Source organism: Devosia neptuniae, assembly GCF_025452235.1.
Lineage (GTDB): Bacteria > Pseudomonadota > Alphaproteobacteria > Rhizobiales > Devosiaceae > Devosia.
Map to the genome: position 1 here is coordinate 2,930,704 of NZ_CP104965.1, position 20,443 is coordinate 2,951,146.

19 protein-coding genes and 1 tRNA gene are annotated in these 20,443 nt (G+C 61.3%); 10 read left to right on the plus strand and 10 right to left on the minus strand.

The genetic code is table 11. The features are described 5' to 3' along the window. Nucleotides 1–696: 696 nt before the first annotated feature. On the minus strand, nt 697–2,115 hold the full coding sequence (locus tag N8A98_RS17200; RefSeq protein WP_262167100.1) for a caspase family protein: 1,419 nt from the start codon (nt 2,113–2,115) through the stop codon (nt 697–699). 637 nt (nt 2,116–2,752) lie between these two features. On the opposite strand from N8A98_RS17200, the gene N8A98_RS17205 reads away from it, so the two are divergent. Beyond that, on the plus strand, nt 2,753–3,478 hold the full coding sequence (locus N8A98_RS17205) for a hypothetical protein (protein WP_262167102.1): 726 nt from the start codon (nt 2,753–2,755) through the stop codon (nt 3,476–3,478). 395 nt (nt 3,479–3,873) lie between these two features. Beyond that, nucleotides 3,874–6,792 (plus strand): autotransporter family protein, encoded by a 2,919-nt coding sequence (locus N8A98_RS17210; RefSeq protein ID WP_262167103.1) that lies wholly within the window; start codon nt 3,874–3,876, stop codon nt 6,790–6,792. 388 nt (nt 6,793–7,180) lie between these two features. Here the strand turns inward: N8A98_RS17210 and N8A98_RS17215 are convergent. Next, a tRNA-Leu gene (locus N8A98_RS17215) sits at nt 7,181–7,265 on the minus strand. A gap of 77 nt (nt 7,266–7,342) precedes the next feature. On the opposite strand from N8A98_RS17215, the gene N8A98_RS17220 reads away from it, so the two are divergent. Beyond that, nucleotides 7,343–7,720, plus strand: coding sequence for a RidA family protein (locus N8A98_RS17220; RefSeq protein ID WP_262167104.1), 378 nt, complete (start codon nt 7,343–7,345; stop codon nt 7,718–7,720). A gap of 1 nt (nt 7,721) precedes the next feature. Then, complete coding sequence (locus N8A98_RS17225) at nt 7,722–8,006, plus strand: ASCH domain-containing protein (protein WP_262167105.1); 285 nt, start codon at nt 7,722–7,724, stop codon at nt 8,004–8,006. Nucleotides 8,007–8,011: 5 nt separating this feature from the next. Here the strand turns inward: N8A98_RS17225 and N8A98_RS17230 are convergent, their stop codons facing one another. Together N8A98_RS17230 and N8A98_RS17235 are read right to left on the minus strand one after the other, a co-directional pair. Further along, nucleotides 8,012–9,064 (minus strand): hypothetical protein, encoded by a 1,053-nt coding sequence (locus N8A98_RS17230; protein ID WP_262167108.1) that lies wholly within the window; start codon nt 9,062–9,064, stop codon nt 8,012–8,014. A gap of 37 nt (nt 9,065–9,101) precedes the next feature. Then, nucleotides 9,102–9,773, minus strand: coding sequence for an RluA family pseudouridine synthase (locus tag N8A98_RS17235; protein WP_262167110.1), 672 nt, complete (start codon nt 9,771–9,773; stop codon nt 9,102–9,104). Nucleotides 9,774–9,903: 130 nt separating this feature from the next. Between N8A98_RS17235 and N8A98_RS17240 the strand changes: the two genes are divergently transcribed. Beyond that, complete coding sequence (locus N8A98_RS17240) at nt 9,904–10,086, plus strand: CsbD family protein (protein WP_113122967.1); 183 nt, start codon at nt 9,904–9,906, stop codon at nt 10,084–10,086. Between the two features lie 52 nt (nt 10,087–10,138). Here N8A98_RS17240 and N8A98_RS17245 read toward each other — a convergent pair whose 3' ends face one another. Further along, nucleotides 10,139–10,666 carry a dihydrofolate reductase family protein gene (locus tag N8A98_RS17245; protein WP_262167112.1) on the minus strand — a complete coding sequence of 176 codons (528 nt, stop codon included), beginning with the start codon at nt 10,664–10,666 and terminating at the stop codon, nt 10,139–10,141. Between the two features lie 126 nt (nt 10,667–10,792). Here N8A98_RS17245 and N8A98_RS17250 point away from each other — a divergent pair, with 126 nt between their 5' ends. From N8A98_RS17250 to N8A98_RS17260, 3 genes are all read left to right on the plus strand, one after another. Then, complete coding sequence (locus tag N8A98_RS17250) at nt 10,793–11,329, plus strand: methylated-DNA--[protein]-cysteine S-methyltransferase (RefSeq protein WP_262167114.1); 537 nt, start codon at nt 10,793–10,795, stop codon at nt 11,327–11,329. A gap of 7 nt (nt 11,330–11,336) precedes the next feature. Next, nucleotides 11,337–11,804: a CYTH domain-containing protein gene (locus N8A98_RS17255; protein ID WP_262167116.1), complete on the plus strand. Its 468-nt coding sequence runs from the start codon at nt 11,337–11,339 to the stop codon at nt 11,802–11,804. A 72-nt stretch (nt 11,805–11,876) separates the two neighbouring features. Further along, nucleotides 11,877–12,785: a DMT family transporter gene (locus N8A98_RS17260; RefSeq protein WP_262167118.1), complete on the plus strand. Its 909-nt coding sequence runs from the start codon at nt 11,877–11,879 to the stop codon at nt 12,783–12,785. 6 nt (nt 12,786–12,791) lie between these two features. On the opposite strand, the gene N8A98_RS17265 is transcribed toward N8A98_RS17260, so the two are convergent. Next, nucleotides 12,792–13,334, minus strand: coding sequence for a gluconokinase (locus N8A98_RS17265; RefSeq protein ID WP_262167119.1), 543 nt, complete (start codon nt 13,332–13,334; stop codon nt 12,792–12,794). A 12-nt stretch (nt 13,335–13,346) separates the two neighbouring features. Then, the gene (locus tag N8A98_RS17270; protein ID WP_262167121.1) at nt 13,347–14,129 is read right to left on the minus strand and encodes a glucose 1-dehydrogenase; all 783 of its coding nucleotides are present in this window, start codon (nt 14,127–14,129) and stop codon (nt 13,347–13,349) included. Between the two features lie 183 nt (nt 14,130–14,312). Between N8A98_RS17270 and gndA the strand changes: the two genes are divergently transcribed. Then, nucleotides 14,313–15,731, plus strand: a complete 1,419-nt coding sequence (gene gndA / locus N8A98_RS17275; protein WP_262167123.1) for an NADP-dependent phosphogluconate dehydrogenase — start codon at nt 14,313–14,315, stop codon at nt 15,729–15,731. A gap of 3 nt (nt 15,732–15,734) precedes the next feature. Here the strand turns inward: gndA and N8A98_RS17280 are convergent, their stop codons facing one another. Next, nucleotides 15,735–16,409 (minus strand): phosphoribosyltransferase, encoded by a 675-nt coding sequence (locus tag N8A98_RS17280; protein WP_262167124.1) that lies wholly within the window; start codon nt 16,407–16,409, stop codon nt 15,735–15,737. Between the two features lie 115 nt (nt 16,410–16,524). Between N8A98_RS17280 and N8A98_RS17285 the strand changes: the two genes are divergently transcribed. After that, on the plus strand, nt 16,525–17,652 hold the full coding sequence (locus tag N8A98_RS17285; RefSeq protein ID WP_262172047.1) for a M20 aminoacylase family protein: 1,128 nt from the start codon (nt 16,525–16,527) through the stop codon (nt 17,650–17,652). 64 nt (nt 17,653–17,716) lie between these two features. On the opposite strand, the gene N8A98_RS17290 is transcribed toward N8A98_RS17285, so the two are convergent. Together N8A98_RS17290 and N8A98_RS17295 are read right to left on the minus strand one after the other, a co-directional pair. Then, the gene (locus N8A98_RS17290; RefSeq protein WP_262167126.1) at nt 17,717–18,646 is read right to left on the minus strand and encodes a nucleoside hydrolase; all 930 of its coding nucleotides are present in this window, start codon (nt 18,644–18,646) and stop codon (nt 17,717–17,719) included. Further along, nucleotides 18,639–20,438 (minus strand): adenine deaminase C-terminal domain-containing protein, encoded by a 1,800-nt coding sequence (locus N8A98_RS17295; protein ID WP_262167128.1) that lies wholly within the window; start codon nt 20,436–20,438, stop codon nt 18,639–18,641. Before N8A98_RS17295 ends, N8A98_RS17290 begins: the two co-directional genes overlap by 8 nt. Between the last annotated feature and the right edge of the window lie 5 nt (nt 20,439–20,443).

Below are 20,443 nucleotides of genomic sequence, written 5' to 3' on the forward strand. Positions count from 1 at the left end.
CACCGGCGAGTGCACGAGGGCGACAAGATAGATACTTGACCAAGTGACGTAGGTTGCACCCCACAATGGGGACTCTCCGAGGATTCGATCTTCATCGAAAGCCAGAGGTGTGGCGGGCCCTCCCCAAAACCAGCGGCGCGTGTAAACCAAGGCAAGGGGAGTTAAGATCGCCGCCGCGAATATTGCGATCAGAAGTTTCTGGAGTTCACCTGAATCTATGGCCCAGGACAGCGATATCAAAGTGACGACACATGCCGTGACAATAATCACGTGAGTTGGAGCTATTTGGAATTCGCGCCAGGGTACGAAAACCTTGTTGGATGTGACGTCAAGATCGGCGGTGGGGCCGGACGGCACACTCCAGCGTCGCCAAATTGCGGCTAAAGCAGACAACAACGGCGTTCACCCTAGGCAGGTCAGCGCACTTCGATAGACTTTGCTAGCGCTGGTTTAAAACGAATGCGAGCTAGTTCCGTACGCCGATAGGTCCTGTCCACGTTAGGCCGAATCAACATTCAGCTTTGGATCAATTTGAGGAAGCAGCCGCAAATAGGGACACTGCCGAGGCTACCTCTCGAGGTAATCGGCAGTGCTTCGGTGTGCTGCTGTGATCTCAGAACGAACGCCGTATGGAATTTTAAAACATTCTTCCAGCATCCATTCCCTTGTCCGGAACGCCGCGCATCAATTTAATATTTAGCCACGCTCTTCACCGAAAGAAAGCACATAACTCTTTGCAAAATCATATGGGTCAGACACATATTCTGTGGCGACATCGATCGGACTTTCTGACCAAGCATGGTGTGACCACTTCCATTTCTTGGTGCCTTCATATTCGTTGAACGAACCCCAGCCAGACCGGCGTTCTGTAGAGTTGCATGTCAGTATTAGACACTCTGTCAGGCGCGGCAAGAATACAATTTCTGAGAAAATCCGATTGAGCGCCATCGATTTGGGTTCGAAGTAGATGCCGACATGCACGGACTCCAATTTGCAGTGGTTTAACAAATTGTAGGTCTCGTCGTATTCGTCTGGCATACCAAGCGCGGCGAGTGCACTGAAGCCAAGCCCGCCAAAAGGTTTGCGCCGCTTTGTTTTTTCAATGTCACACTCGACAAAGGAGTCAGAGCCGCCGCGACGTTCCAACAAACTGACAATTGACCGCTTGTTCTGAGCATATTCAAAGTCATCATGTTTAACTATTCGGATCTCAAAGAAATCTGACAGATCTAAAGAAAATTCAGAGTTGCTCAATGCTGCTTCGAATACTCCGTCAATGAACGCTTGTGCATCTTCCTTAGTCGGCACACGGGCCTCAATCCCGTCGATTGCTGCCTTCGCCAATGCGAAGGCTGATACCGTTGACACTATCTCTTCTTGCGCGTCATCGTTGTCCGGACCTGCCAAGAATGTCTTTCGAAGGTCATCAAGACAGCTGGCGTCGGTGCAGAATTTCTCCTGTGATGTCCCTTGACGTATGAAATGGGGCGTCTGACCTGAGTTGGTTAGGAAGGCGTCTCGCAGAGCACCTTCCACATCAGAATAATAAACAGCACCTTGTTCCTTTTTTAGGCACGCCTTGATAAATTCACTCGTGAAGAGGCTCAGTTGATCGCCAGCCAGAGAATATTGACTCTCTGTGCATGATGAAAATTGTACAAAGTTCGTGAATCCAGATTTCAGCGACCGCGCGAGTGGTGCTATGTCGCTCTTGATTAGATTGCGGCCCGCTTCGCAGGCGTCGATGACAATTACTGAAATTTCGGCTTTAAACTGCCTAACTAAGTCAAATGCCTCCGTACGTGACATTCCGGTAGTGTTTGGTGAGGACTCCTTAAATCCCTCAAAGCACATATAGAAATCTTCAGAGTTTGAAAGGCCGTGCCCTGTGAAGTAGATGAATATCTCTTCAAATCCACCTTCCATATCTGATAGTCTTCGTAATTCATCTTTTACGAAGGAGACCGACTTATCTATGAATTCTACGATCTGGCTGAATTTACGAGTCGCTGAAAGCAATTCGCGCATTTGAGCAACATCGTTCGCGCAGCAGTCCAAGCGCGACAATTCAGCGTACCTTGTATTTCCAACCAAGAATGCAATGCTTTGTCCCATACTGTCCCCAAACTCTGGGCGGCGCGTCAACTCTAGCGCTACCAACCTTTGTCAAATTTATAGGCGAGTAATCGCTTTGGCTAGGTGATGCGGGATCCTTCAATGGCGGGGTTTGGGAAACAACAGTGGGACGTGGAACGACCGCAATGAGTCGAAATCGCCCCGCAAAAAACTTATCCCCGCTCCCCCAACCCCGTGTCACTATACCCTCATTCCCGCCAGTTACGCGGCCCCGACGCAGGGCCGGGTGGGGAGACCGTGGGATGGGGGCGCCTGTCCAGTGGGGTTGGAAACTCGGCAGCCGGACCTGCAAGAATGGTACCGCCTGAACCGGACCCTGCATAAAAAGCGGATCGTGACGGGCGGCCATTGGCCCACTCTATTAGTTTCGGAAGGTCCAATGGCCGCCCGTTACCGTATAACCGCGACGCCTCAGGGCCGGGCGGCGCTTTCGGCTGTCTGGGCTGGAACGGCTGCGCATTCGCATGTTCACACTGCCGTTGAGACGCGGAGGATCAACTCGCCACTTGTTTATGGCAATGTTCTCTCCGAGTTTTCAAATGCGCGTTATTGCCGACCGAGTTGGCGCCAGATTCCCAGGTGCCAGTTTCTACATTATGGAAGTGCGGCCATTTGAATGAGTACTGTGGCGCAGGTGGCGCGGCTTGTTGAGCCGTTTTTGGCTCGGCACCCCGAGTTTGTCCGGATTGGGCGCACTTTGGAGCGCAGGCCGGTGGGCCATCTTAGTGTGGGCTTTGACATTCGCCGCACGGCGTATAAGGGGCATATTAGCCCGATGTGGGGCGCGGGTATCACTTTTGGTCCGCCGCCGCATTTTGGCGGGGGCATAGGCCGCACGCTGGATCGGGCAGACGGTTATCTGGATGCGCCGGACCTGCAGGCCCGATTGCTTGATGAACTCGAGCTGGCTAATGAGACAATTCTGCAGCGGTTTACCTCGCTGGAGGCGCTTGTCGAGCTTGAGATGGCCGTTCATCCGAGCTTTGCGATGATCCGATTTCTCAAGGCGGTGCTGTTGGCGGGAGTGGGGCGTCTTGCGGAGGCGGACAATCTGCTCGCGGCCGATATTGAATATCGTATCCGGGAGGGCGAACGCTTTGACCCGCTCTACGTCAAGCTGAGGACCGGTAGCAAAGCTTGGCACAGCCGGCAGGAAGAGGTCAAAAATCGAAGGCTCTTCATAGGCCATCTCAAGCACTTGCACGGCTTCATTGAGCGGCGGGACTTGGCAGGATTGGCGGCCCTGCTGCACGACTGGGAGGCACAGGGCGTTGCGGCCAGAAAGATGACCGACTATTGGCAGCGATCGCCATTTCCTCTTGAATTGGGCGGTGGTGACTAGCTGGATAACGCGCTTCCCGGGGGAGCTTCAGATCAACTTGAGCAAGCCCCGATCCAGTCCCTCCTCCTTGTGGCGAGCGATTGAGGGTGGGGTGCCGAGTGTGCTACCAGCATGGATTCTGGCCGAGTTCCGAATGTCGCCGGACCGTCTGACCACCCTCAGTGCCGCGCTGCTTTTAGAAACTGCGCCGACGGCGAGATGTGTTGTCCGGCAAAGTCAATATCTCGACCCGCAGCAGTTTCTACAAAACACCGCCCTCGACGAGACAGGGAATTAAAGGATAATTAAGCATTATATTCGCAACATTGGGCATTACTTATTTAGTTTTTAGCCCGGTTGTGATGCAAAGAAGCCATTTCCTCTCAGGTATTTGGCCGTCTCGCCAATGCCTGCTCATGTCGAGCGCGCCATTCGTTGTCGCGCTGGCGACGCTCTCGCCGGCATTGGCGCAGGTGTCCATTGGCGGGGATAGCACGCCGTTAGATCCTGCATCCATCGATGGCAGTGTCGACCTGACTATTGGTGTGACCGGTGCTGGTAGCTTGACCATTCTCAATGGCAGCACATTGACCAATGCTAACGGTTATGTGGGGTTTGGTGGCGGCGGCGTCGGTGTCGTCACGGTTTCCGGCCAGGGCTCGCGCTGGGACAATCTCGGTGACGTTGTCATTGGACAGTCTGGCAATGGGGCGCTTGACATCGAGGCTGGCGGGTTCGTGGGTGGAGAAACTGGTCATATAGGCGCCAGTCTGGGGGGCGTCGGTGTGGTGACGGTGTCGGGCGCCGATGGTTCGGGCAATGCTTCGACCTGGTCACTTCGGCAAGATCTGAACATCGGCTATCCGGGGACAGGAACGCTCAATGTGGAGGCAGGCGGTCATGTCGCGGTTGGTGGGCGGATCGATGTTGGTGTTGCGGGGCAAGGCAAAATGGAGCTCTCGGATGGTGCCACTCTATCGAGCAACGACGGCGTCGTCGGCACCGACGCCTACGGTGAGGCCATCCTGACTTCGGGCGCATCCTGGACCATGGTAGGGCAGCTCACCGTCGGTCTGGTCGCCCAAGGCGACCTGCGCATTGAAGACGGCGCCAGCGTCACCAGCAACCAGGGCTATGTGGGCGCCCACCCCGGTAGCGACGGCAGTGTCACCGTGACGGGGCCGGGGTCGAGCTGGGAGATGACCAACTTCAACCTTACCCTCGGCAATTACGGGGTCGGCGCGATGACCATCGAAGATGGCGCGCGGGTTTACGCGAACACCGGCGTCTATCTCGGCATTTCGGACGCGACGGCAAGCGGCACGCTCAGTGTACTGGGCACACCAGGTTCGCGCGGGGTTCTGGAGACCAGCGGTTTCCGGGGCGGGCTGGGCACGGCAGACGTCACCCTGGATGGCGGCATTGTTCGGGCCATCCGGAACAATACGAATTTCTTCAGCACTTATGGCGCTCAGCAGGTTACCCTTGGCGCCGGCGGCGGCTTCATCGACACCAATGGCTACAATATCGGCATTGCCCCTGTCATGATCGGCGCGGGCAGCCTGACCAAGGATGGCCTGGGCACGCTGACGCTCACCGGCGCCAATAGCTATAGCGGTGGCACGACGATCACGGCCGGCACCTTGCAACTGGGCAATGGCGGAACGACCGGCAGCATTGTGGGGAATGTCGCCAATAGCGGCGTGCTGGCCTTCAACCGCTCGGATGTGGTGACCTTTGGCGGGACGATCGCCGGGACGGGCGGCGTCTGGCAGGTGGGCTCCGGGCAGACCATGCTCACCGCCGATAGTTCGGGCCTGTCGGGCGTCTCCCGCGTGTATAACGGCATTCTCTCGGTCAATGGCACGCTTGGCGGCTCGATTGAGGTCATCGGTGGGCGGTTGCAGGGCATCGGCCAGGTGGGGACGACGACGAATTTTGCCGGGGGCACCATCGCTCCGGGCAATTCGATCGGCACCCTGACCGTGGCCGGTAATTATCTCGGCAATGGCGGCACGCTCGAAATCGAAACGGTTCTGAGCGATGATAGCTCGGCCACGGACCTGCTGGCGGTGACCGGCGACACGGCCGGTAGCACCAATGTTCGTGTCATCAATGTCGGCGGCAATGGCGCACAAACCAGTGAAGGCATCAAAATCGTCGATGTCGGCGGCGCCTCCGACGGCGATTTCACGCTGCTGGGGAGCTATACTTTCGAAGGGGCTCCCGCGGTCGTTGGCGGCGCCTATGCCTATCGCCTGTATCAAGGGAGCGTCAGCACGCCTACCGATGGTGACTGGTACCTGCGGTCCGCCTTGATCAATGGGACTACCCCGACGGGGCCGCTTTATCAGGCCGGAGCTCCGGTCTACGAGGCCTACGCAGCGATGCTGCAGAGTTTCAACGAGCTTGAAACCTTCCAGCAGCGCGTAGGCAACCGGTCCTGGACGGCCGGTATGATCGAAACGGGCGCCTTGCCCGAAGCGGCTGGCGCCAAGAGCGGCATCTGGGGCCGGATAGTCGGCCGCCATGCCGATATGAATTCCAGGTTCTCCACGACCGCCGCAGATTTCGACGTCGATACCTGGCAAGTGCAGGCCGGGGCTGATCAACAGCTCTATTCGGGCGAGGCCGGCAAGCTTGTCGGAGGACTTTCAGCGCGATACGGCACCATTGCGGGTGATGTAACCTCGGTGTTCGGAAACGGTTCAGTCAGCAGCACCGGCTATGGTCTGGGCGGATCACTGACCTGGTATGGCTCGTCCGGCTTTTACCTCGATGCCCAGGCCAACCTGACCTGGTATGACAGTGCGCTTGCCTCCTCTACCGCCGCGACCAGTCTGGTTTCGGGCAATGGCGGCTTTGGCTATGCAATCGGCGTGGAGGCGGGCCAGCAGGTCGCGCTCAACCAGAACTGGTCGATCACGCCCCAGGCGCAGCTGACCTATTCCGATGTCAGCTATGATGGCTTCACCGATGCCTTCGGTGCTGCCGTTTCGCCGGCCGAGGGCGATGACCTCACCATCCGGCTGGGCCTTTCGGCCGACTACCAGGACGCCTGGATCGATGAAACCGGCGACACCAGCCGTCTGCATGCCTATGGCATTGCCAATCTCTATTATGACGTCCTTCCCGATAGCAGGACCGACCTTGCCGGAGTGGAACTCGTCAACACACAGGACAATCTGTGGGGCGGCTTAGGGATCGGCGGCACATATAGCTGGGGCGACGACAAATACGCCATCCATGGCCAGGCCGGCGTCAACACAAGTCTGGTCAATTTCGGCAGCAGCTACAGCCTAGCCGGCACGGCCGGGCTCACCGTCAAGTTTTAGGGTGTTTCGGGGGCTAAACCAGCCCCCGCCAAAAACTTATCCCCGCCCCCAAGTCCCTCCCGCATACTCCGTCCATTCCCGCCAGTTACGCGGTCCCGACGCAGGGCCGGGTGGGGAGACCGTGGGACGGGGGCGCCTGTCCAGTGGGGTTGGAAACTCGGCAGCCGGACCTGCAAGAATGGTACCGCCTGAACCGGACCCTGCACAAAAGCGGATCGTGACGGGCGGCCATTGGCCCACTCTATTCGTTTCGGAAGGTCCAATGGCCGCCCGTTACCGTATAACCGCGACGCCTCAGGGCCGGGCGGCGTTTTCGGCTGTCCAAGGGACAGCTTGTCATTGACCAGTATTGCACAGAGGAACCGTAGCGACCTCTGGGACACGAGCCTGGTGCGGGCGGCGGGAATCGAACCCGCAAGGCCAAAGCCGAGGGATTTTAAGTCCCTTGTGTCTACCAATTCCACCACGCCCGCTTGGCTCGGCGGCCTGTGTTTGTCACAAGGCGAAGGGCATGACAATTGGTGCCGTTGATTCTGAAAGCAGGTGTTGCATGATCGAACGTATCGATAGCGGGATCGTGGCCGGAAGCTCGCCGGTGAATGACGCCATCAAGGCGGGCAACCAGGTTTGGCTGGTGGCGATTGCCGAGGACCCGGTGAGTGGCGAGATCGTCGCCGGCGGCATCGAGGCGCAGACGCGGCGGACGATCGAGAATCTGCAGATGGCGGTGAATGCCGCCGGTGGTACACTGGCCAATATCGTGCAGGTGCAGGTGTTTTTGATCGATAGCGCCGACGCCAAGGGCATGAACGCGATCTATGCCGAATATTTCAAGCAGCCCTATCCGGTGCGGGCGACCGTGGTGGTCAAGGAATTGCTGGCCAAGGGGTTGCGCGTGGAAATGCTGGCGACGGCGGTGGTGGGGTAAAATGCTGCTCAAGCGGGAACTGCTCGAAGAGATCAAGGCTGGCAAGGTCGACCTGATTTTCCGGCGCTGGAGCAAGCCGACGGTGAAAGCCGGCGGCACGCTCAAGACCAAGGTGGGGCTGCTGTCGATCAAGGCGATCGATGACATGTCGCCAGACGATGTGAGCGAGGCCGAGGCCCGGCGCGCCGGCTTCAAGGACGTCGCCGATTTCCGCAAATGGCTCGACACGATGAAGCCGGGACATTTGTTCCAGCGCATCGAAGTCGGGTATCTGGGCGAGGTTTAGGCCTCCTAGAGCCCCAGTTTCAGCACCTCATAGCCGCGTTGCATGACCGCATTGTTCTGGCTGGCAAAGCGTTTGGCGGTGTCGGCCAGGGATTCGCCTTCGACTTCGATGGTGACCACGGCGACGAAGAAGGATGCGACGGTTTCGACCGCCAAGCTGGGCTGGGTGTCGGCCGTGCTGGGCTGGGCGAGGAGCCGGTCGGTGATGATGGTGCCGGCTTGCTGGGCCTGTTCTGCGGTGCCGAAGGGCAGGGCGATGCGGACTGCGGCGGCGCCACCATCCTGCGTCAGGGCGATAATGGCGTGGGGGAAGACCGGCAGTGCGGCGCTGGCCGGTTGCTTGGTTTTGGCCGAATCCGGGTTGAGCAGGACCTGGGCCGGGTCGCCGACATCAAGGAAGCCGACGGCGTTCCAGCCGATGGCGGTGTCGAGCCAGCTTTCACCGCTGGCCTGGCGCAGGCCCGCAATGGTGGCGCGCCAGAGGGCGGTTGTGGGGACCGGATTTTCGAGATTGGCGAGCGCGGTGTTCAGTTCGGGCCAGCCGGCGCTGCGGAGCAGAAAGTCCTCGCCCAATGCGAGACGCTGCGCCTTGCCCATGCCGCTGCCGAGCAGATCATCGGCGCTGGCGAGATCGAGGGCATAATCTTCGCCCTTGCTCATCACGGTCAGGCTCGCGACCTCGGAGCGGGTAAAGCCGCGCTTGGTCAAGGCCGCTTCGCTGGCGTCGAGGAAGCCGGGCTTGCCGAACAGTACGGTCAGCTGGCTCGGCGGCTGGCCGGTACTCAGCATGCCGGTGACCTGCGGGAAATCGATGCCGGTGCTGGCATCGACGCCCGTGCCATCGATCAGGGCGTTGAGCAGGACATAGTCGTCGGTGCCATAGAGAGCGGGGTTATCGAGGGTGAACCCACCCAGCGGCGCGACATAGGTGAAGACCAGCGGATTTTGCGGATCGTCGGAAAACAGCGGGGCAAAGCGCTCAAGCTGATCGAAGGCGATCGCGGCTGGCGACGTGGCGGCGATGGCCAGGGCGGCCAAAGTGGCGAGAATCTTGTTCATGGCGCCAGAATAACGGGGAGCCGAAAACCCGGCGAGCCTAAAATGGTGTGGGGGCGGTGAACACCATGAACTCGCCAGTTGTGGGGTGGGTAAAGCCCAGTTCGGCGGCATGCAGTTGCAGGCGATCAGCGGCGGCAAACGTGGCGGAATCGCCATAAAACGCATCGCCCAGAATCACATGGCCGATGGCCTTCATGTGAACCCGCAACTGGTGGGTGCGGCCGGTAAGGGGGTGGAGGCGCACCCGGGTGACGTCGGCCTCGCGCTCAATGACGCTCCATTCGGTTTGCGAAGGACGGCCATTTTCATAGTCCACGCGCTGGCGGGGCTTGTTGTCCCAATCGGTGGCGAGGGGAAGATCGACCAGCCCCGAATCCTGTTCGATCAGCCCGGCGACGCGGGCGACATAGCTCTTGGTGGTCTTGCGATGCTCGAACTGGCTACCGATGCGGCCATGGGCCCGCTTGTTGAGCGCCATGACAAGAACGCCGGAGGTGTCCTTGTCGAGGCGATGCACGATTCCGGCCGTGGGCCAGGTCTGGCGGGCGCGATATTCGACGCAATCCCAAAGGGACGGGTCCTTGCCGGGCACGGTGAGCAGGCCACTCTGCTTGTCCAGCACCAGGATATCGTCGTCCTGATGCAGCACGTTGAGATAGGGATCGAGCGGGGGAAAATAGTCGAGCAATGTGGGCATGGGACCGGGCATGGCGCGGTCCTAGCATTGCGCATGCCAGTTGAACAACTCTCCGCGCCGATTTGGCCCGCAAACGAGGACGTGACGGAACGCTCGGCCCCGTCATCCCGTTGTATCAGGACAACGAGTGGAGGAGCACGTAATGCAGAAGGAACACGTCAAAGGCGCCGGCAAGCAGGCCAAGGGCCATGTCAAGGATGCCGTCGGCCGCATGACCGGTAACGAACGGATGCAAGCCGAGGGCAAGATGGACAAGGCCGAAGGCAAAGCCCAGCAGAAAATGGGCGATGCCAAGGACCGGATGCGAGATACGCTCAAGCACTGACGCTTGCCAATCGCCCGACGAGACCGCCCCCAGGGGCGGTCTTTTTATGCGGTCAATCGAACCTGTAATGCAGGCGGGCGCAACTGGTGTGCAGCGCCTGGGCCGAAATCAGCTTGGGGCTGGCGCGCAGGCCGGTGGGCGGAAACAGCGGAATGCCGCCGCCGATGATTTCGGAGATGATGTAGATTTCGATCTCGTCGAGAGCGCCTTGCTCCATAAAGGTCATCTGCAGTTTGCCGCCGCCCAGCATCCACACATCGCCATCCTCGAGCGCACGCAATTCAGCGATTAGCGCGGGGATATCGGAGCGCGTTTCGAGCGGACCCTTGGGATTGTCGATCGGGCGGGAGGTGACCACGATTACCCGTTTGCCGGCGTACTCCCAGTCGCCGGGATAGCGCGCGATCCAGTCATAGGTGCCGCGACCCATGACCACGGTGCGGATACGCGCAATGAAATTGCGATAGTCGAATTCGCCTAGGTTGAGATCGGGTTGCTGGGTGAGCCAATCGAGGTTTTCATCCGCGGTGGCGATGAAGCCATCGAGACTGGATGCGATGTAACCGACGATTTTCGCCATTTGCCTGCTCCCGTTGCGTGGTGGAAGCGCTGTTTGGGAAATTGTCGTGACAGGATATGTCAGTAGGGTGCGCGGCCATGGTCTTTGCCTCTGGCAAGCGGCGAGTTGGGGTCTTAGGATTGCGCTATGGAAACCGCGATTTTCAACACGGCTTTAGGTGAGTTTGGCATTGGCTGGACCGATGCCGGGCTGGCGCGGTTGCAATTGCCGGGTTTGGATCGGGACGGGCTTGAACAGCGGATCAATCGCGGTGATGCGCAACCGGGCGAGCCGAACCGGGATATCGAGGCGTTAATCAATAGCATTGAGGATTATGCCGAGGGGGCCGTGGTGGATTTCAGCGCCGTGCCGCTCGATCTAGGGGGCGTGCCGGAATTTCATCGTCGCGCTTATGCGCTGCTGCTGGGAATCGGCTGGGGCGAGACGACAACTTATGGAGCGCTGGCGCGGCAATTGGGCGATGTGACCCTGTCGCGCGCAGTCGGGGCTGCGATGGGTGCAAACCCCATTCCGCTGGTTATTCCGTGCCATCGAGTGCTGGCCAGCGATGGCAAGCCGGGCGGCTTCTCGGCACCGGGGGGAGCTGAATCCAAGCTCAGGATGTTGTCGCTGGAGGGTGTCGCCGTTGGCGCGCCGGCCGGACAGATGACGTTTGGGTTTTAGGCAGGGTATGGGTCAGGAAATAGAGCGCAAGTTTCTCGTCGCCAACGATGGATGGCGGATTGGAGCCACCAGCAGTTCGCTGCTGCGACAGGGCTATTTGTCATCCAATGCCAAAGCCACCGTGCGGGTGCGCAGCAAGAACGATGAACAGGGCGTGCTGACGCTCAAAGGCAAGACTGAAGGCATTTCGCGGAGCGAATATGAATATGAGATCCCGATCGAGGACGCGCGGGAACTGCTGGCGATGGCGGAGCCGCTGGTGCTCGAAAAGCGGCGCTATATCGTGCCGTTTGGCGGGCTGATCTGGGAGGTCGATGTTTTCGAGGGGCGGCATGCAGGGCTGGTGATCGCCGAGGTCGAGCTGGACAGCGAAGATCAGGCAGTACAATTGCCGGACTGGGTGGGTGTCGAAGTCAGTGCTGATGAGCGGTATTTCAATGCCAGTCTGGCGCGAAGCGATGGTGTGCCGAAATAACGCATTGGGCGGATGACGGCGGACGCGGATCGGGATAGGTCAGGTCGTCATCCCAAGCCGCAGGTTCACCACTTGTCCGTTACCAAATCCAATCCCACTGCGGCTCTGTGGCTCGCGACCTTCGGTCTGGTTGCCATGGCGGGGATGTCTGCCTGCATTCATGAAGCGGCCAAAGTCGCGCCGGTCGGGCAATTGGTGTTCTGGCGCAGCTTTGTCGCGCTGCTGCCCATTGTCGGCTACATGGCGATACGCGGGCAGATCGGGCCGTCGCTGCGCACCAGATATCCCCACAAGCATCTGATCCGTGGGCTGCTGGGCTGCGTGGTCATGGTGCTGTCGTTCATCTCGCTGGCCTATCTGTCGGTCGGGGTAGCGACGGCGCTGACCTATCTGGCGCCAATTTTTTCGATTTTGGCGGCCATGGTGTTTCTACGCGAGCGACCGACCGCGACGGTGTTCCTGGGTGTGGCGCTGGGCTTTGCCGGCATCATGCTGATGCTGTTTCCGGCGCTGGTCGGGGCGGAACTGCGCGATGGCACGTTGATCGGGATTGCCGCGGCGATCGGCATGGCAGCGGCCAATGCGCTGTCGCGGGTGCAGGTCAAGGACCTGACGCGAACCGATCCACCGGCCAGTATTGCGCTGTCCTTCGCGGTGATCTGCAGCATTGCCGGCTTAGCATCGAGCCTGTGGGGCTGGGCCGAGCTGGACGCGGGCGCATTTTCGCTGCTGATCGCCGCCGGGGTTCTGGGCGGCATGGGGCATGTACTGATGATGGAGGCGACCGCCCGGGCGCCGGTATCGGTGCTGGCCGCCTATGAATATACCGGGATCATCTGGGCATTTTTGTTCGACATCGCGCTGCTGGGCGTTGGCCTCGATGCTTGGGTCGTGGTCGGGGCGATTGTAGTGGTCGGCGCAGCGGCACTGGTGGCCCATGGGCAGGGGCGGTTTGCCAGCAAGCCCGTTGCCGCTGAGTAAGACGAGCTATTGCCAGCGCTTGAAGCTCTTGAGGTGGTCGAGTGATTTGAGCACCGTCTGGGTGATCTTTTCAACACTGTCGGTCACCGGAACAGGCAGTACGTTTTCGCTGGCCGGGTCGGGCACTTCGAGGGTGGCGAACTGGCTGTCGAGCAGGCTGGTCGGCATATATTCGTGCTTGCGACGGACCATGCGCTCGGCAATGACCTCTTTGGTGCCGTCGAGATAGACAAACAGGATCGGCTCGCCCGCCTGTTCGACGAGGAAATCGCGATAGGTTTGGCGCAGCGCCGAGCAGGCGCCGGCTGCCGCGCCTTTCAGATTTGCCGCCTCATGCAGGGCCTTGGCCAGCTTTTCGAGCCAGGGCCAGCGATCCTCGTCAGTCAGGGGGATGCCGGCGCGCATTTTCTCGACATTGGCTTCGGGGTGGTAACCATCGCCATCCAGGAATGGCACATGCAGCCGCCGGGCAATGGACTGGCCGATGGTGGATTTGCCGGACGAGCTGACGCCCATGACGATGACGATGCGGGCGGGGGTGAGAGACATGAACGCTCCTGGTCAGACGGTGGCAGTGAAGGCGCCATCGACATAAAGGATATGTCCGTTGACGAAGCGTGAGGCCTCCGAGGCGAGGAACACGGCGGCCCCGCCGAGCTCTTCGGGCTGGCCCCAGCGGCCCATGGGCGTGCGGCTTTCGATCCAGGCGTTGAACTTGTCGTCCTTGAGCAGGGCGTCATTCATCTCGGTGGCGAAATAGCCCGGCGCAATGGCGTTGACGTTAAGGCCATGCCTTGCCCAATCCACCGCCATGCCGCGCGTCAGGTTTGCCACGGCGGCCTTGGTCGCCGCATAGGGGGCGATTGAGGGGCGGGACAATTCGGACAGCAGCGAGCAGATATTGATGATCTTGCCAGCGCCGCGAGCGATCATGTGGCGCGCGACGGGCTGGCTGACATTAAACACCGAGGTCAGGTTGGTGGCGATGACCTGATCGAATTTTTCGGGCGGGAAGGCTTCGAGGCTCGAGCGAAATTGCATGCCGGCATTGTTGACCAGAATGTCGATTGGCCCGATTTCGTCTTCGATATGGCTGACGGCATCGTTCACGCTGTCGCGGCTGGTGACGTCGAAGGCGACCGCTTTAACGCTGGCGCCGGTGGCCGCCAGATCCTGCGCGGCAGCGCCGAGGGCAACATTGTCGCGGGCATTGAGCACGATCGCCGCGCCGGCCTGGGCCAGTGCCTTGGCCATAGCCAGACCGAGGCCGCGGCTCGATCCAGTGACGAGGGCGCGTTTGCCGGTGAGGTCGAACGGGGATGGTGTGTGCAAGGCAGCCTCCATAGATGGCCGGAACCTAGGGTGCACGGCCTAACCGCGCAATAGCATCTTCCATACAAGCGTGTTGAATAGCCGTTTTTTGCGCGAATACGGCTTCCGTATCGGCCCAGTTTGTGGTCAGTTCCCGGCCGCGCGGCATGCGCTGCGTGCATGGATTGCACAAGACGATCTCGGAAGGACAGACATATGTCGACAGCGGATATCGGCCTGATCGGGCTGGCGGTTATGGGCTCCAATCTGGCGCTGAATATCGCCGAAAAAGGCTACACGATCGCTGTCCATAACCGGTCGCCCGGGCGCATTGACGAATTCGTCGCCGAAGCCAAGGCCGAGGGCCTGGATGGCAAGACCGTTCCCAAATATGACCTGGCCGAATTCGTGCAGGCCGTGAAGGCGCCGCGCTCCATCATCATCATGGTCAAGGCCGGCAAGCCGGTGGACGAGATGATCGAGCAACTGCTGCCGCTGCTGGACAAGGGCGACGCGATCATCGAGTGCGGCAATTCGCTGTTCACCGATACGCAGCGCCGGTTTGATTACCTGACGCCCAAGGGCATAGGCTATCTCGGCGTCGGCGTTTCCGGCGGTGAAGAAGGTGCGCGCCACGGTCCCTCCATCATGGTGGGCGGCTCCAAGGAGCAGTGGCACAACGCCGAGGCGGTGCTGACCGCCATCGCCGCCAAGTTCAATGGCGAAAGCTGCTGCGCCTATCTAGGCGAAGGCGGCGCGGGCCATTTCGTCAAGACCATCCACAATGGCATCGAATATGGCGACATGCAGATGATCGCCGAAGTCTATGGCGTGATGCGCGACGGGCTGGGCATGAGCCCGGGCGAATGCGCTGACGTGTTCAAGGAATGGAACAAGGGTCCGCTCAATTCCTACCTGATCGAAATCACCGGCCATGTGCTGGCCGCCGTCGACGGCGAAACCGGCAAGCCGCTGGTGGAGCTGATCCTCGATAAGGCAGGCCAGAAGGGCACCGGCGTCTGGTCGGCAATTGCGGCTCAGCAGATGGGCGTCCCGGCTACGGCCATCGAGGGCGCCGTTGCGGCCCGCTCGATTTCCTCGCGCAAGGAAGAGCGCGTGGCGGCCGAGGCGATTTATGGCAAGCGCGCTGCCGGCAAGGCCGACGTGACGCTGGCGGATCTGGAAAAGGCGCTGCTGGCGGGCAAGATCGTGTCCTATGCGCAGGGCTTTGCGGTAATTGCGAAGGCTTCGGAAGAAAACGGCTGGAACCTGCCGCTGGCGACCATCGCCAAGATCTGGCGCGCCGGCTGCATCATCCGCTCGCGCTTCCTCGACCAGATGTCGGCTGCCTATGAAAAGGGCGGCAATGTGAACCTGCTGGTGGTGCCGGACTTCGTCACCCTGATGAAGGACGCGCATCCGAGCCTGCGTAAGGTCGTGGCGGCAGCAGCTGTCGGGGAATTCCCGATGATTTGCCTCTCGGCGGCGCTGAGCTATTTCGACAGCTATCGCCAGGCCCAGGGCACGGCCAATTTGATCCAGGGCCAGCGCGATTTCTTCGGTGCGCATGGCTTTGAGATTGTTGGCCGTGGCACCGATCTGCACGGCACCTGGCCGAGCACGCTGGGCAAGTAGGGCTTAGGCCAGCGGCACCCAGCCGGTTTCGGTCTTTTCCAGCATTGGTGAATTGAGTGGCGCGACAATCCTGTCGCGCCACTTTTGCATTGGGGCGTGCCACTTATTGCCCTGCAGCATGGCGGCGCCGATGGCAACGGGCTCGATGCCGGCTTTGGTGAGCAGGCGCATGACAGCGGCCATTGAGGTGCCCGAGCTGATGACATCATCGATCACCGCGACGCGCTTGCCCTCGAGCAGCGGCAACATGCGAGGGTCGATGAACAGGGTTTTGGAGTGACTGGGGCTGGTGATCGAGCTCATTGGCTCGGAAAGGGCGTCGTCGTACCAGAATTTACGCGAGGTGCCGAGCGGCACGATGCGGCTGTGTCCGAGGCGGCGGGCGACATTGGGGGCCAAGTGAAGGCCAAGGGTGGGGACGCCGATGATGATGTCCGGCGCGAAGGGGCGCAGCAGATCGGCGAGGCCATCGGCCAAGGCGTCGGCGACGGTGAAGCTGGCCTGGTTGATGATCAGCGAGGCGACCGCGCGCGTGCCGTCGCCGGGCAGGATGCGGATGGGCAGCAGGAGCCGGCGTCCGTCCGGGAGCGTGGCCGGGTAGGCTTCGGCAAAGCTGCCCGTGGAGGCGGCGTGCGGGGGCAGGATATCCTGCCAGAACTGGTGCGGCAGCAGTGACAAAAGCGAGGTTTTCCTTGCTGGCGGGAGGGGATTGGCCGAAAAGTCACCTATCCCAATTTGACGAGCTTGTCCCGTGACTCTTCCTGACGGCAATGATCCTTTCGACCTCGACACCATGATTGCGCTGCGGCGCGATCTGCATGCCCATCCCGAACTCGGTTTTGAGGAGGTGCGCACCAGCGCCATCGTGGCCGAGCAGCTGGAGCAGGCAGGCATTGCGGTGCATCGCGGGCTGGGTAAGACCGGCGTGGTGGGCACGCTCAAGGTGGGCAACGGCACGCGGCGGATTGCGCTGCGGGCGGATATGGATGCGCTGGCCATGCCCGAGCTGGCGGAGCGGGACTATGGCTCGACCGTGCCCAATACCATGCATGCCTGCGGGCATGACGGGCACACGGTGATGCTGCTGGCGGCGGCGAGGCATCTGGCGCGGACGCGCAATTTTTCCGGGACCGTGCATTTCGTGTTCCAGCCGGCCGAGGAAGGGCGCGGCGGGGCCAAGGCCATGATCGATGACGGATTTTTCGAGCTGTTCCCGGTCGACGCCGCCTACGGGCTGCACAATATGCCGGGACTGACGACGGATGAAATGGCGGTGGTGGCGGGACCGCAACTGGCGTCGTCGGATAGCTGGGAAGTGGTGTTCCGGGGCATTGGCACGCATGGCGCCAAGCCGCATCTGGGGCGTGATGCAGTGACGGCGGCGGGGCAGTTTCTGCTGGCGCTGCATACCATCGTGGCGCGCCGGGTCGATCCGTTACAGCCGGCGGTGGTGAGTGCCTGTGCGGTGAGCGCCGGGGACTTCAAGGCGCTCAATGTCATTCCCGACGAGGTGCGGATCGGGGGCACGGCGCGGGCCTATTCGGCTGCGGTGCGGGACCAGTTGGAAGACGAAATCGGCCTGTTGGCGCGGGGTGTGGCGGCGACGTTCGGGATCGAGGCGGAATATGAATTCCTGCGCCGCATCCCGCCGGTGGTGAATGATGCTGATGCAACGCGGCGGGCGCTGGCGGCGGCGCAGGCTGCGACGGGTAGAACCGTCGTTACCGATTTCCCGCCGTCGACAGCAGGCGATGACTTTGCGTTTTTCGGGTCGGCCGTGCCGGGGGCTTATGTCTGGCTGGGTAATGGACCGGCGGTGGACGGGGCGCTGCACCACAACTCGCGCTATGATTTCAACGACGATGCGATCGTGACAGGCGCGCGGTATTGGACGGCGCTGGTGGAGCAGGAATTGCGCTAGGCGCGCATCAGACCCGTTGCGAGCAAAGCCAGCGCGCCCTCGGCATTGACGTGCATGGCGACTTTCACGGGCGGGACTCCGGCGCGGGCGGGCTTGAGGGCCCCAGACCCGTTGCGAGCAAAGCCAGCGCGCCCTCGGCATTGACGTGCATGGCGACTTTCACGGGCGGGACTCCGGCGCGGGCGGGCTTGAGGGCCCCGGCGTCGCCATCGTCACCAAGATCGACAGCAAGATGGCGTTCTTCGATGCCGAACAGACTGGAGTCGAGCGCCAGCAGCATGACGCAGGGGTCGTGCAGAGGGCGGCTTTGCCGGCCGTCGCCAAAGTATAGCGCGATGACATCGGCGGCGATGGTGCCGGCTGTCGTACCGCGCAGGCTATTCATCCAAGTGGCGTCGGCGCGCACTTTGCGGGTGACGTCGAGCGGCACCAGGGTCAGGTCCAGCCCGGCGCGGAACACAATATCGGCAGCCTCCGGATCGGTGGCGAAGTTGAATTCGGAGCGGGCGCCGATATTGCCCGGCTCGTCCACGGCGCCGCCCATGGCGATAACCTGCCCGATCCGCGCTGCCGCAGCGGGATGGCTGGTGATGAGCTGGGCGATATTGGTCAGCGGGCCGAGCGCCAGAATGTCGATGGTGCCGCTCGGCTCGGCCAGGAGCCGAGCTGCCATCCATGCCACTGCATCGGGCAGCGGTTCGACCGCCGGCTCGGGCAGCACGAGGCCCTGCACGCCATCGGCGCCATGAACCGCCACGACATCGATGCCCCAGCGCCGCAACGGCTTGGCGGCGCCGATGATGACCGGGATATCGCTGCGGCCCATGGCGGCCAGCAGCCTTCCGGCATTGCGGGTGGTGTTGTCGATGCCGATATTGCCGGCCACGGTTGTCAGCCCCAGCACGTCGAACCGCCCGCAATTCAGCGCGTGCAGGATTGCGACGGCGTCGTCGAGGCCGGGATCGGTATCGATGATGATGCGGCGATTAGTCATAAAGCGGCTGCAATATCATTTCGGGGACCTTGACCAGGCCTTTATCCGTAATGCGGATTTCGGGGATGACCGAAAGCGGGATGAGGTTAAAGCCCATATAAGGAATGCTGCAGCCGGCGGCCTCCCAAGCGGTTTTGAGCCTGCGGTTTTCGGCGGCGACGTCATGGACGCGTTTGTCGGAGATCAGGCCCGCGACGGGCAGGCCGACGAAGGCTGTGACCTTGCCGTCCTGCACCACGACGATGCCGCCTTTGGCGGAGTCGATGGTTTCGAGGGCCAGTCGCATATCGGCCTCATTGGTGCCAGCGAGCAGGATATTGTGGCTGTCGTGGCCCACGCTGGAGCCGACGGCGCCGTTCTTGAGGCCAAAATCCTGCAGCAGGCCATGGGCGATGCCGCCCTTGGATTTGCCGTGCCGCTCGATAACGGTGACGAAGCTGAGATTGTGCTTGTCCAGAATACTGGCCCAGTCATTGGCCGGCTCGATTGCCACCTTGCGGTGGGGCAGGACAATGCCGGGCAGTTCGATGCCGATGGCATTGGCGGTGACCGGGACGGTGGGCAGTTCGGGCGTGAGCTTGAGGCCCTTGGGCAGGTGGACGGTATTGTAGGCCGCCTCGGGATAGCGGTAGCGCTGGTTGAGGGTTTCCTCGAGGATCGGCATGACCTTGCGCTGATCAACGACCAGCTCGCCGCCATACCAGGTGCTCTGCGGCTTGAGGTCGTCTCCGAGTAGGACGAGATCGGCGCGTCGACCGCCGCCGAGGCCGCCGATTTCATCGCCCAGACCAAAGCGGGTGGCGCCATGCAGCGAGCCCATGGCCCAGGCCTGTTCGGGCTTCATGCCCAGGCGAATGGCTTCGCGGACGACCCAATCGAGGCCGAAGGTCAGCAGGTCATCGGCGTCGCGATCATCGGTGCAGACGGCGAAGCGCTTGTGGCTGGCGCCGCCTTCGGTGATCGGCTTGATGGCTTCGACGATGGAATTCCACGGCGTGGCAGGATTGCCGCCGCGCAGGAAGACCCAGATGCCGGCGTCGATGAAATCGCTGGAAATGTCGCGGTCGATGGCTTCGTGCGTGTCGGTGACGCCCGAAGCGGCGTAGGGCGCGACGAAATCGCGGCCGTAGATATGACCGGAAACCGGGCGGTTACGCTTGAGCGATTCCGCGATGATGGCGTGGCTGCGCGGATCGCCCATGGCAACGGGGACGAAATCCATCTTTTCGCCCAGCGCCATGGCTTCGGGCCATTTGTCGAACAGGGCGCCGATCTTGTCCGGGGTGAGGTCGCCACCGGCGGTTTCAAGCTCCGGGGAGGTGGCGGGCACGGTGGAGGGAACAGTCAGGAAGATCGAGAGCGGGGCAAGGCGCGCATCTTCGAGCATGGCTTCAACGCCCGCCACATCCATGACATTGCCGATCTCGTGGCTGTCACAGAAAATGGTGGTGGTGCCATTGAGCAGCGCGGCTTCCGCATAGGCGCAGGCGGTGACCATCGAGCTTTCGATGTGGATGTGGGGATCGACGAGGCCTGGCGCGATAATGCCGCCCTTGGCGTCGTAGACGGCTTTGGGCGTGGGGGCCTTCTTGTAGGTGCCGGCGGGGTGGATGGCGGCGATGCGGCCACCGACCAGCCAGATTTCCTTATCGGCGGCGATGCGCTCGGAATAGGTCGAGAGCATGCGGGCGCCGGTGATGACCAGATCGGCGGGGGCGGCGCCGCGGGCTACGGCGGCGAGGGCCTGGGTCTGCTGCCAGAGCGGGGTGACGGAAAAGCGAGTGAGGGCCATATGGT

Excerpts from the sequence above, each read along its gene's own strand:
- N8A98_RS17200 (WP_262167100.1), bottom strand. The coding sequence starts at position 2,115 with ATGGGACAAAGCATTGCATTCTTGGTTGGAAATACAAGGTACGCTGAA.
- N8A98_RS17205 (WP_262167102.1), top strand. The coding sequence starts at position 2,753 with ATGAGTACTGTGGCGCAGGTGGCGCGGCTTGTTGAGCCGTTTTTGGCT.
- N8A98_RS17210 (WP_262167103.1), top strand. The coding sequence starts at position 3,874 with ATGTCGAGCGCGCCATTCGTTGTCGCGCTGGCGACGCTCTCGCCGGCA.
- N8A98_RS17220 (WP_262167104.1), top strand. The coding sequence starts at position 7,343 with ATGATCGAACGTATCGATAGCGGGATCGTGGCCGGAAGCTCGCCGGTG.
- N8A98_RS17225 (WP_262167105.1), top strand. The coding sequence starts at position 7,722 with ATGCTGCTCAAGCGGGAACTGCTCGAAGAGATCAAGGCTGGCAAGGTC.
- N8A98_RS17230 (WP_262167108.1), bottom strand. The coding sequence starts at position 9,064 with ATGAACAAGATTCTCGCCACTTTGGCCGCCCTGGCCATCGCCGCCACG.
- N8A98_RS17235 (WP_262167110.1), bottom strand. The coding sequence starts at position 9,773 with ATGCCCGGTCCCATGCCCACATTGCTCGACTATTTTCCCCCGCTCGAT.
- N8A98_RS17240 (WP_113122967.1), top strand. The coding sequence starts at position 9,904 with ATGCAGAAGGAACACGTCAAAGGCGCCGGCAAGCAGGCCAAGGGCCAT.
- N8A98_RS17245 (WP_262167112.1), bottom strand. The coding sequence starts at position 10,666 with ATGGCGAAAATCGTCGGTTACATCGCATCCAGTCTCGATGGCTTCATC.
- N8A98_RS17250 (WP_262167114.1), top strand. The coding sequence starts at position 10,793 with ATGGAAACCGCGATTTTCAACACGGCTTTAGGTGAGTTTGGCATTGGC.
- N8A98_RS17255 (WP_262167116.1), top strand. The coding sequence starts at position 11,337 with ATGGGTCAGGAAATAGAGCGCAAGTTTCTCGTCGCCAACGATGGATGG.
- N8A98_RS17265 (WP_262167119.1), bottom strand. The coding sequence starts at position 13,334 with ATGTCTCTCACCCCCGCCCGCATCGTCATCGTCATGGGCGTCAGCTCG.
- N8A98_RS17270 (WP_262167121.1), bottom strand. The coding sequence starts at position 14,129 with ATGGAGGCTGCCTTGCACACACCATCCCCGTTCGACCTCACCGGCAAA.
- gndA (WP_262167123.1), top strand. The coding sequence starts at position 14,313 with ATGTCGACAGCGGATATCGGCCTGATCGGGCTGGCGGTTATGGGCTCC.
- N8A98_RS17285 (WP_262172047.1), top strand. The coding sequence starts at position 16,525 with ATGATTGCGCTGCGGCGCGATCTGCATGCCCATCCCGAACTCGGTTTT.
- N8A98_RS17290 (WP_262167126.1), bottom strand. The coding sequence starts at position 18,646 with ATGACTAATCGCCGCATCATCATCGATACCGATCCCGGCCTCGACGAC.
- N8A98_RS17295 (WP_262167128.1), bottom strand. The coding sequence starts at position 20,438 with ATGGCCCTCACTCGCTTTTCCGTCACCCCGCTCTGGCAGCAGACCCAG.